Origin of the sequence: Steroidobacter sp. (assembly GCF_016790065.1) — a bacterium.
Taxonomy (GTDB): domain Bacteria; phylum Pseudomonadota; class Gammaproteobacteria; order Steroidobacterales; family Steroidobacteraceae; genus Steroidobacter.
In genome coordinates, this window is sequence record NZ_JAEUPY010000445.1 from 1 (window position 1) to 7,775 (window position 7,775).

Consider the following 7,775-nt stretch of genomic DNA (forward strand, 5'->3'; position numbering starts at 1 on the left):
ACGTTGATCTCCGCGCTGGCCGCGGCTTGCAACAGAGATTCGATCTCAGCCGCCAGCATCGTGGTCGGCGAACCAACGTCGGCACCGAGCAGAGTGTCGGTGGCGTTCAGCGACAACCCGGCCACATCCAGCTCGACATGAGGGCGTACCGACGCCGCGCTCGGAGAGGAAATGGCCACATCGGTCGTGACGCGAGGTCGCGACGAGTTCGCAGCGAGCGTTCGCTGCCCAATCAGCGCTCCGGCATCGAGCGATGGCTGCGCACCGGCAGGCAGCGCGTAGCGCACGCGATCGCGATCGTTCGCATACAACCCATGCGCCCCGCCGCCATCTAAATGCGCCATCAACACATCGGGTAGCGCGCTGACGTCAGCAAGACGATCGAGCGCGAGGCGCACTCGCAAATACCCCACATCATCAAAGCGGGTTTGAATATTCCCGCCGAGCGAAGCGATGGCGGCAGCAACGGAGGGAGTCCGGCCAACTTCAGTGGCCACCAGAACAAACGCTTCGGTATCGCCCTTGGCCAACGCATGAGCGAGCAATAGTCGGTCATGCAGATCGGGCGAAGCCGCCTTCCAGGAAGACAGCGACAGCCCTTGTTTGCTGAGCGGCGGAGGCGTGGGCGGCGGCTCCGGCGGCGCTTTACTGCAGCCCGACAGCGTGGCGATGCCAAGCATCGCCACGAGCCGGGCGCAACTCATCCTCACCAGATCTTTACTCGCTGCTCGGGCGGCAGGAACAACTTGTCGCCCGGCTGCACGTCGAATGCGGCATACCATTCGTCCATGTTACGCACCGCGCCGTTGACCCGGAAATACGGCGGCGCATGTGGATCGGACAACACCTGAGCGCGCAGCGCTTCGTCGCGAATCTTGGTACGCCACACCTGAGCCCAGGACAGGAAGAAACGCTGATCGCCGCTCAAGCCGTCGATCACCGGCGCCGGCTTGCCTTGCAAGGTGTTGTGATACGCCTCGTAGGCCATGTTCAAGCCGCCCAAGTCGCCGATGTTTTCCCCCAGCGACGTGGCGCCGTTGACCTTCAAACCCGGCAAGGCATCAAACGAGGAATATTGCTCGACCAGCACCTTGGTCTTGGCGCCGAACGCATCGGCATCGGCCTTGGTCCACCAGTCCCGCAAGCTGCCGTCGGGCGCGAACTTGCGACCTTGATCGTCGAAGCCGTGGCCGATCTCATGACCGATCACCGCACCGATGCCGCCGTAGTTCACGGCATCGTCGGCCGCCGGATCGAAGAACGGCGGCTGCAGAATGGCAGCCGGGAACACGATCTCGTTATTCAGCGGATTGTAATAAGCGTTGATGTCAGTGACATTCATGAACCACTCGTCGCGGTCCACCGGCTGATCCAGACGCGCCACGTTACGATCCCAATCCCAGATCGCCGCGCGACGCACGTTGCCGACGAGGTCGTCACGACGCACTTCCAACGCGCTGTAGTCCTTCCACTTGTCGGGATAACCGATCTTGGCCACGAAGGTGCCGAGCTTTTCTTCGGCGCGCTTGCGTGTCTCATCGCTCATCCAGCTCAGATCGGCCAAGCGATCTTTCAACGCGGCACGCAGGTTGCCGACCAAGATTTCCATCTTGGCCTTGGACTCGGGCGGGAAATATTCCTTCACGTACACCTGGCCGACCAACTCGCCGACTGCATCGCCGGTGAGCGCCACGCCGCGCTTCCAACGCTCACGCTGTTGTGGCTGACCGCGCAGTTGCTGACCGTAGAAAGCGAAATTGGCTTCGTCGAAACGCTTCGGCAGGAAGGTCGCATTGGTACGTAACAGGTGGAAGGTGAGGTAGTCCTTCAACGTCTGCACCGAGGTGTCGCCGACCAGCTTGGCAGTGTCGCGAATCGCAGTGATCGGACCGAGCACGAACTCCTGGCGCGTACCGATATCGGAAGCATCGAAGAACGCCTGCCAATCGAAGCCCGGCGCGTACTTCAGCAACTCATCTTTGCTGCGCGGGTTGTAGTTCGCCTCAGCGTCGCGACGCTTTTCCAAAGGCCATTGCACCTTGGCCAGCGCCGTCTCGAACTGCACGATGCCGCGCGCTTTGTTGGCTCCGTCTTTGACACCGCCCAGCGTCAACATCTGCTCGATGTAGGCCAGGTATTTGGCGCGATGTTCCTTGAGCTTGGCGTCGTCTTTCAGATAGTAGTCGCGATCCGGCAAGCCCAGCCCGGACTGCGCGATATCGATGGAATAACGGCTGGGATTCTTCAGGTCCGGCGAAATGCCGATGCCGAAGGTGGACATGATGCCGGGCCGACCGAACAACGTGGCAATGTCTCGTTGGCTCTGCGCCGCTTGAATGCGAGCCAGGTCCGCTTCGAGCGGGCCGAGGCCTTTGGCTTCGATGCCGGCCTCGTCCATGAAGCTGGCGAAATAATCGCCGACCTTTTGTTCCGGCGTGCCGGCCGCAGGCTTGGCCGCGGCGGCTTTTTCGATCAGGGTTTTGACCCGCTCTTCGGACAGGTCATTGAGTTTATGGAACGGGCCGTAAGAAGAACGATCCGGCGGAATCTCGAAACTGTCGTACCACTTGCCGCTGGCATGGGCGAAAAAGTCGTCGCCGGCTTTGATGTCAGGATTGCCGGCGCTCAGGTCCAAACCAAAGTCTCCCAGCTCAACTTTGGCCGGCGTCGCCGGCGCCTGCGCAGCGGCAACGGGGGCCTTGTTGTCTTTGGTACATCCAGACTGCAGCGCCAGCGCCGCAATCAGCAGCAATGATTTTTTCATGCCCCGTCAAGTTCCTGTCAGTGTTGTCCATCATGCATTCACCACCGCGGGCGGCGACTGCTCATCCGCATCGACCAGACGGCGGTCCCGCAAGTATTCATGGACATCGCCCAATATGGAAAGTGCAGTTGGCCAGCGGCCCGCGCCCTTCCCTGCTAGACGCACGACCTGGCCGTTCCCCCCTACTATCTCGACTCTATTTTGTTCCGCACGCGCGCCGGAGAGGAAGTCGCTTGCAGGCAGTTCATACAACTTGACCACACCGCGGATATGCCCGGCATCGCGTTCGCAGGTCCCGACCAGCTTCAGGCTCAAGCCGTCTTCGCGCACCAGCGCGGCCTGACTCGCCGTCACGCCGACGATGCCACGCACATTCAACTCGAAGTGCGCTGCCTCTCCGAACGCGGCGCGGGCGATCAATTCGAGCTTACGAGCCGCATCCAGGCCGACCAGATCGTCATGCGGATCGGCTTCGGCAAAGCCATTGCTTTGCGCCAGCGCCACCGCCGAGTCGAAGTCTATCCCCTGCTCGAGTTGGTCGAGTATGAAGTTGCACGTACCGTTCAAGATGGCACGGACCTGCACCACGCCGGACTGGCGCGCCAAAGCCGTCACCGTTTCCAGCACCGGCACAGCGCCGCCCACCGCCGCACCGAACTTCAAACGCGGCTGCTTGCCTGCCGCGAAACGCGACAGCTTTTCCCACCAGCGCGAAGCAATGAGCGCTTTATTGGCCGTCACCACCGCACGCCCGCGCGACAACGCGGCATGCACGATTTCGCCGGTCGGCTCGATGCCGCCGATAGTCTCGATCACCAGATCCGCCGGCTGGGCGATGGCGTCCCAAACATCGGTGCTCAGCAACGCCTTGGGCACTTCGAGATTGGCTTCTTCGATACGACGAGGCTTGTCCAGATCCCTGACCACCACGCGCACCACTTCGAACAGATCCGGCCGACGCACCAGGTGCGCGTACACACCGAGCCCGACAGTGCCCAGGCCGAGCAGCACCACCCGCAGCGGCTGAATGGTTTCGTGCAGGACCGTGGCGATTTCGTCGGGGCCGGCATCGACCAGCGTCGACAGATTCGAATCGACGCACGCGACTTCAAACGACTGTCCATGCGACTGCGCGAATTGCAGCGCGCGCGGCTGAATGATTCGTCCGCCGATTTCCAGCGCCGTGCGCCAGCTCAACCGATTGAAACGTTGCGCATGGTTTTCGACCACGGCGGGATCGCTTTCATACACACCGTCGACGTCCTTGAGCAGTCGACAGCGTGCATCCAGATTCTTGGCGACGAACAGTGCAGTGAGATCCGAACCGCCGCGGCCGAGCAGCACGGTGCGGCCTTGAATATCGTGTGCAATGAAGCCGGGCACCACCAGCACGGCATGATCCTGCAAATGATCGCGCAGGTAACCGGCGTTCAAGGAGACCGGCGTCGATTCGTGCGGTTCGCCATGAGCGCGCAAGCCGGCGGCACGAGCATCGACGTAGCAAGCCGAAACGCCATGAGCGACCAGCGCGGCAGCGAGCTTGGTGCCGGACTCTTCCTCGCCCCCAGCCACCCAGGCAGCCTGTTCGTGTAAATCCGTCGTAACGGCGCGTGTCTCGGCGAAGCGCCGATCGGTGTGACCCGCAAAAGCTGAAACGACGGCGATGACCCGCCGCCCGGCCCGCCATTCGCGATAGATCTCGTCGATGGCCTGCGGCAGATCGGCCTCGGTCTGTAATACCGAGCTACCGAATTTGAGCACCACAATGGAAGGATTCACGCCAAGTCTCCCGACAATTCCCGTTACTACGGCGTCGATGTGGGGGCTGGCGGGATACGGCGGGCCGACCGGAGGATCCAAGGGGATCCCTAGGGGCGGCAAACGGGCATAAAAAAACCCGCTTGCCAAAGCTCAAGCAGGATTTGCTTCGCTTTAGCCGTATTTCTTAAGCGCCCGCAAGCTGAACTCAAATCGGCGCAAGTCGAACGCTAAAGGCTGGGGTCCGGACTGTCAAGAAAACCCGGTCCTGGCCCGCCGGGACTGTGCCCGGCTTCGCACCCCATTGCCACTTCGGGGCCGCTTGGGCCAGTCTGGGGCCCTATGCTCGCCACCCTGGCCATTGCCAACTACCGCTCGCTGCGCTCGGTGATCGTGCCGCTGACCGAGCTCAACGTGGTCAGCGGCGAAAACGGCACCGGCAAATCCAACCTGTACCGCACCTTGCGGCTGCTGGCGGAAACGGCCCAGGGCAATGTCATTGCGTCCTTGGCTCGCGAAGGCGGGCTGCAGTCCACGTTGTGGGCCGGTCCGGAGACCATTTCGGCTGCCATGAAGCGGGGCGAGCATCCGGTGCAAGGCGGCCCCCGTCGCGAGCCGGTCAGCTTGCGACTGGGCTTCGCGTCCGATGAGTTCAGCTATGCCATCGACCTGGGCGTGCCCGAACCCAGTACCTCGGAATTCGCCCTGGATCCGGAAATCAAACGCGAATGCATCTGGTCCGGGCCGAAGTTTCGACCCTCAGCCTTGCTGATCGATAGACGCGGGCCGGTGGTGCGCACGCGTGATGCTCGTGGCGAATGGCGCATCCTCGCGTCGAACCTGGCCACGTTCGACAGCATGCTCACTCAAGTTGCGGATGCTGAGCAGGCACCAGAGATACTCACAGTGCGTGAGCAGATTCGCTCGTGGCGCTTCTACGATCATCTTCGTACCGACGCCGAGTCGCCGATTCGGCAACCGCAACTCGGCACGCGCACGCCGGTGTTGAGTCACGACGGCCGCGATCTCGCCGCCGCGTTACAAACGATTCGCGAGATCGGCGATGCCTCGCGATTGAATCAGGCCGTGGCCGACGCGTTTACCGGCGCGTCCGTCGATATCGGTCGTGTCGGTCATGCATTCACAGTGGAGTTTCATCAGCACGGACTGTTACGCCCGCTGAGTGCGGCCGAGCTTTCCGACGGCACGTTGCGTTATTTGCTATGGATTGCAGCGTTGCTGACACCCCGGCCGCCGCAATTGATGGTGCTCAACGAACCCGAGACCAGCCTGCATCCGGATCTGCTGCCGCCACTGGCTCGGTTGATTGCCGACGCGAGCCGCTCCACTCAACTCTGGGTGGTCTCGCACTCCTCTCGCCTGCTATCCGCGCTTCAAGACGACGAGCGCTGCAATGCTATCGAGCTCACCAAGGATTTCGGCGAGACCGCGGTTCGCGAACAAGGACTACTGGATCGCCCCGTCTGGCATTGGCCAGAACGTTGACGGACACGCGCGTCGTCGAATAGCCCACAGCAAACATCAGTTGAACTTTGCGCGCTCTCGAATCGTTATTACCGCGCGCGGCGCCTGCTTGTGCCGCCGATCAAATCGAATCGGAGACTCGCATGAACAAAGACATCGCAGCCGGTAATTTCAAACAGCTCAAGGGCAAGATCAAAGAGCAGTGGGGCAAACTCACGGACGATGAAATCGACCAGCTGGAAGGCAATGCTGAAATTCTTGCCGGCAAGCTGCAAGAGCGCTATGGCCTGGCACGCGACGACGCGGAGAAACAGGCCAAAGAGTTTCGTAGCAGGAACAACTGGCAATAACCAGTATCGAAGCGCCTCGGTCGGCCACGCACGACGCGTTGCCGACTGAGGCGCGGTTGGCTAAATCAATTGAGGCTGCTGAGTCAGTTGGCCGACACTTTCTTCAGTTCCGTCCAATACGGCAGTCCATAGATCCATAACCCGTCATAGAGCGACACCGCCGTCGCTGTCCCATTGAGCACCTGCCCGCGCTTGGTCAGCGAGATCGACACCGTGTGCGGATGCCGAGCCGTATCCGAGTTTTGAATCTGCGCCAACGTCGAACCGGTCAACACGCCGTCCTCAAATTTCACCTTGTTGAGCAGCGCCTCCTGTTGCGCGGTGCTGCGACTCTGCCAACGCGCTTCGCCGCCGATGCTCACGTGCACGTCGCCCGACGCGAGCACCTTCAATTGCATTGGCAACTCACCTGCGTAAGTGTGCATCTTGCCTTCCCAACGACCGACCAGATCCTTGCCTGGCTTGAACGGTGCGCTCGGCTTGCTGACTGCGGCTGGTGGCTCTTTCCAAGACGAAGTCATCGCTTGCAGCATCTGCAGCTGCAGGTCGCGTGACACGCCGCCATCAATGTTTGCCAGCGTGACGACGCCGAGATTCTGCTCCGGCAACAACATGAAGTTGGAGCTGACGCCCGACGCTGAACCGCTGTGAGAAATGACGTGATGGCCGCCGACGTTGGAGACTTCCCAGCCGATGCCATAGCCGCTGTCCGCAGTCTCGCGCACCGGGTTCTTGGTCATGCTGTCGATCAGCTCATCGCTCAGCACCGGACGCTGATCGGGTAAGCGATTCTTCAGGATGAACATGCCGAAGCGCGCCAGATCGTGCGCGCTGGCAAACAACGTTGCCGACGCCGGCTCGACCGACAGATAAAACGGAATCGGTCGCCCGCTGTAGTCGTAACGCGTGGCCTTGTACGCATCGAAGCCCGGAGTGATATCGAGCGCCGAGCGATTCATGCCAAGCGGCACGAACAACGCTTCTTGCATGAACTGGCCGTACGTCTTGCCGGAGACTTGCGCCAGCAAATGACCGAGCACGCCATAGCCAAGATTGGAGTAGGTGAAGCGCTCGCCGGGCGGATTCACGACGATGCCGTAGCGTCGAATGTTCGCGCCCAGATCCGGAGTCTTCGGTACCTCGTCCCCATAGAACCACTGATCGGAGCCGGGCAGGCCCGAGGTGTGATCAGCCACGCGACGCACGGTCACGTCCTTGGGATTGCCGATGTACGAAGTGACCTTGTCGTCGCCGAGATAGTCATTGATCGGTTTATCCAAATCGATTTTGCCATCGCGCACCAGCGTCATCATCGCAGTGGCGGTCAACGTCTTGGAAAGCGAGGCCAGGCAGAACATGGTGTGCTCGGTCGCCGGTACACGCGCCGCGCGATCGGCCCAGCCGAAGCCTTCCTCCCA

Annotated in this window: 5 protein-coding genes and 1 pseudogene; 2 read left to right on the forward strand and 4 right to left on the reverse strand. The window is 61.4% G+C overall.

Annotated features, from left to right (window positions below; all coding sequences use genetic code 11):
* From JNL55_RS18750 to JNL55_RS18760, 3 genes and pseudogenes are all read right to left on the reverse strand, one after another.
* Nucleotides 1–704 (reverse strand): annotated as a pseudogene (locus JNL55_RS18750) (hypothetical protein); the annotation flags it as partial.
* Nucleotides 705–706: 2 nt separating this feature from the next.
* Complete coding sequence (locus JNL55_RS18755; RefSeq protein ID WP_293857050.1) at nt 707–2,764, reverse strand: M13 family metallopeptidase; 2,058 nt, start codon at nt 2,762–2,764, stop codon at nt 707–709.
* Nucleotides 2,765–2,794: 30 nt separating this feature from the next.
* The gene (locus tag JNL55_RS18760; RefSeq protein WP_293857053.1) at nt 2,795–4,543 is read right to left on the reverse strand and encodes a homoserine dehydrogenase; all 1,749 of its coding nucleotides are present in this window, start codon (nt 4,541–4,543) and stop codon (nt 2,795–2,797) included.
* A gap of 321 nt (nt 4,544–4,864) precedes the next feature.
* On the opposite strand from JNL55_RS18760, the gene JNL55_RS18765 reads away from it, so the two are divergent.
* Complete coding sequence (locus tag JNL55_RS18765; protein WP_293857056.1) at nt 4,865–6,028, forward strand: AAA family ATPase; 1,164 nt, start codon at nt 4,865–4,867, stop codon at nt 6,026–6,028.
* Between the two features lie 122 nt (nt 6,029–6,150).
* Nucleotides 6,151–6,357, forward strand: coding sequence for a CsbD family protein (locus JNL55_RS18770; protein WP_293857059.1), 207 nt, complete (start codon nt 6,151–6,153; stop codon nt 6,355–6,357).
* Nucleotides 6,358–6,440: 83 nt separating this feature from the next.
* Here the strand turns inward: JNL55_RS18770 and JNL55_RS18775 are convergent.
* Nucleotides 6,441–7,775, reverse strand: a 1,335-nt coding sequence (locus tag JNL55_RS18775; RefSeq protein WP_293857062.1) for a serine hydrolase domain-containing protein, incomplete at its 5' end; no start/stop codon positions are given.

Coding starts and splice junctions, on each gene's coding strand:
- JNL55_RS18755 (WP_293857050.1), bottom strand. CDS start 2,764: ATGAAAAAATCATTGCTGCTGATTGCGGCGCTGGCGCTGCAGTCTGGA.
- JNL55_RS18765 (WP_293857056.1), top strand. CDS start 4,865: ATGCTCGCCACCCTGGCCATTGCCAACTACCGCTCGCTGCGCTCGGTG.
- JNL55_RS18770 (WP_293857059.1), top strand. CDS start 6,151: ATGAACAAAGACATCGCAGCCGGTAATTTCAAACAGCTCAAGGGCAAG.